This is a genomic window from Blastococcus sp. MG754426, assembly GCF_021699055.1.
In the GTDB taxonomy this organism is placed as follows: Bacteria; Actinomycetota; Actinomycetes; order Mycobacteriales; family Geodermatophilaceae; genus Blastococcus.
Genome location: NZ_SSXC01000146.1, coordinates 1 through 2240 on the forward strand (window position 1 = coordinate 1; position 2240 = coordinate 2240).

Genomic DNA, 2240 nt, shown 5'->3' on the forward strand with positions numbered 1-2240 from the left:
CGAGCGGCGGCGGGCGAGCGCGGCGATGGCCTCGGCGCGCTGGGCGGCGTGCCGGGCCTCGCGGGCGTCGGCGGCCCAGATGTCGGCGACCAGTTCCAGATCGCTCAGCCCGCAGGCGTCGGTGTCGGGCACCCAGGGGACCGGGTCGCCCTCTTCCGGCGCGCGGGGTGGCTCACCGATGAACACACCCGCACCGTAGAGCGAGCCACTGACAGTTCTTGCTGGTCAGCGACTCGGTGGCAGGGTGCTGCCCACGCAGCCGCCGGGCCCGAGAGCCCCCGCCGTCGGGCAGCGAGAGCTAGGCGCCCGGGGAGCGCTGCTCGGGGAGCCGCTCGCGCAGCGGCTCGGCGGGCTCCTTGCCCGACGGCAGCAGCGCCCAGACGTGCTTGCGGCCGGGCCGCTGCTCCCAGCCGTAGTCGGTGGAGAGCTGGGCCACGAGGTGCAGGCCCATGCCGCCGAGCGCCGGGTCCCGGTCGACGGCCGGCACCGGTGGGCGGTCGGGCGCCTCGTCGCTGAGGTCGAGCAGCCAGCCCGCCGGCCCGGCCACCACCAGCGCGCGCACGTCGCCCCCGCCGTGCCGCAGCGCGTTGGAGGCCAGCTCCTCGAACACCAGGAGCAGGCCGTCGCGAGCGTCCTCGGTCGAGGCGGCGGAGACCGAGGGGTGGGCGATCCGGGCGCGGAGGTCGGTGCGCACCCGGGACACCACGTGCATCGCCTCGAGCTGCCAGTGCCAGACGTCGCCCGGGACGGAGGGGACGGGCGCGGACGGCCACGCGTCGTGGGCCTGCTCGTCGGCCATCTCGTCCTCTCGCGTCTGCTCCGCACGGCGCTGCCGGAGGCGTCCCGGATCGCACCATCCTGACCGATGCGGGCGCGGCGCGCGAAGGGGGGCGAGCCGAGGGGGGCCCACCAGGCAGACTGTGCCGGTGGACGACGTGCTGCGCGAGCTCAGCAAGGTGGCCCTGGGCGACCGGGAACTGGCCGACGTGCTCGGTGAGATCACCGCCATCGCGGCCCGGGCGATCCCCGGCGCGGAGGCGGTCTCCACCACCCTCATCCGCGGGGAGAAGCCGTTCACGGCCGCCTACACCGGCGAGATGGCGCTGATGGCCGACGAACTCCAGTACGCCGAGGACGGCGGCCCGTGCGTGGACGCCGGGCGCGGCGGGGTCGTGCTGCGTGTCGACGACATGCGCACCGAGGAGCGCTGGCCGCGCTACGTCGCCCGGGTCCGCGAGACGGAGGTGCGCAGCTCGCTGTCGGTCCCCCTGCCCTACCAGGGCTCCTGGATCGGCGCGCTCAACATCTACTCCACGCGGCCGGAGGCGTTCGCGACGCCCGAGGCGCTGGCGGCCGGGCTGGAGACGGCGGAGGTGATCGCGGTGGCCGTCGCCAACGCCGATGCCCACGCCCGCCTCGCCGACCACGCGCGCAACATGCGGGTGGCGATGGAGTCGCGGGCGGTGATCGAGCAGGCGAAGGGCGTGCTCATGGCCCAGCAGCACGTGGACGCCGAGCAGGCGTTCGAGATCCTGCGGCAGGCCTCCCAGCGGTACAACCGCAAGCTGCGCGACATCGCCGTCGGCATCGTGGAGGGCACCCGGGCGCGCTGATCAGCCGTCCAGCCGGGCCAGCCGGGAGACCAGGAACTCCACGGCGGCCGCGCTGTCGACGGTCTCGGCCACCTCGACCGCCGTCGACGAGCGCGACACCGCCCGGCGGTCGACCAGGGTCTGGCCGCGGCCGGGGCCCGCGGTGGTGTCGACGACGACGTCGCGCCGCACCGTCCCCAGGGTGCCGGGCGCGATCGCCTCGGTGAGCGCCAGGGCGTCGTGCACCACCACCCCGGCGACGCCGTACGCGTCCCGCGCGTGGTCCACGTACTCCTGGAGGATCGCCGCCGCGCTGCGACCGACCGGCCCCGCGCCGGCGAAGCGGGCGATCCCCTCCTCGGTGAGCACGGTGGGCAGGGTGACGTCCAGCCCGACCAGCACGGTGGGCACCGCGGAGGAGAGCACCACCTGGGCCGCCTCTGGGTCGGACCAGATGTTGAACTCGGCGGCGGCGGTGACGTTGCCGCCGCGCCCGGCCGAGCCGCCCATCACGACCAGCCGGCCGATGCGCCCGGCGGCCTCCGGGTACCCGGCCACCAGCAGCGCGATGTTGGTGAGCGGCCCGATCGCCGCCACGGTCACCGGGGTGGGGGAGGCCAGCAGCAGCTCGGCGAGGGCGGCGATCGG

General features: G+C 75.8%; 4 protein-coding genes. 1 reads left to right on the forward strand and 3 read right to left on the reverse strand.

Annotated features, from left to right (window positions below; translation table 11 throughout):
• The coding region (locus E9549_RS22630; protein WP_236828433.1) for a hypothetical protein at window positions 1–186 on the reverse strand (186 nt) is incomplete at its 3' end.
• Between the two features lie 112 nt (window positions 187–298).
• A complete protein-coding gene (locus tag E9549_RS22635; protein ID WP_236828858.1) occupies window positions 299–799 on the reverse strand; it encodes an ATP-binding protein in 501 nt (166 codons plus the stop codon).
• Window positions 800–926: 127 nt separating this feature from the next.
• On the opposite strand from E9549_RS22635, the gene E9549_RS22640 reads away from it, so the two are divergent.
• The gene (locus E9549_RS22640) at window positions 927–1613 is read left to right on the forward strand and encodes a GAF and ANTAR domain-containing protein (RefSeq protein WP_236828859.1); all 687 of its coding nucleotides are present in this window, start codon (window positions 927–929) and stop codon (window positions 1611–1613) included.
• Here the strand turns inward: E9549_RS22640 and E9549_RS22645 are convergent.
• The coding region (locus E9549_RS22645) for a nucleoside hydrolase (protein ID WP_236828860.1) at window positions 1614–2240 on the reverse strand (627 nt) is incomplete at its 5' end.

Coding starts and splice junctions, on each gene's coding strand:
- E9549_RS22635 (WP_236828858.1), bottom strand. CDS start 799: ATGGCCGACGAGCAGGCCCACGACGCGTGGCCGTCCGCGCCCGTCCCC.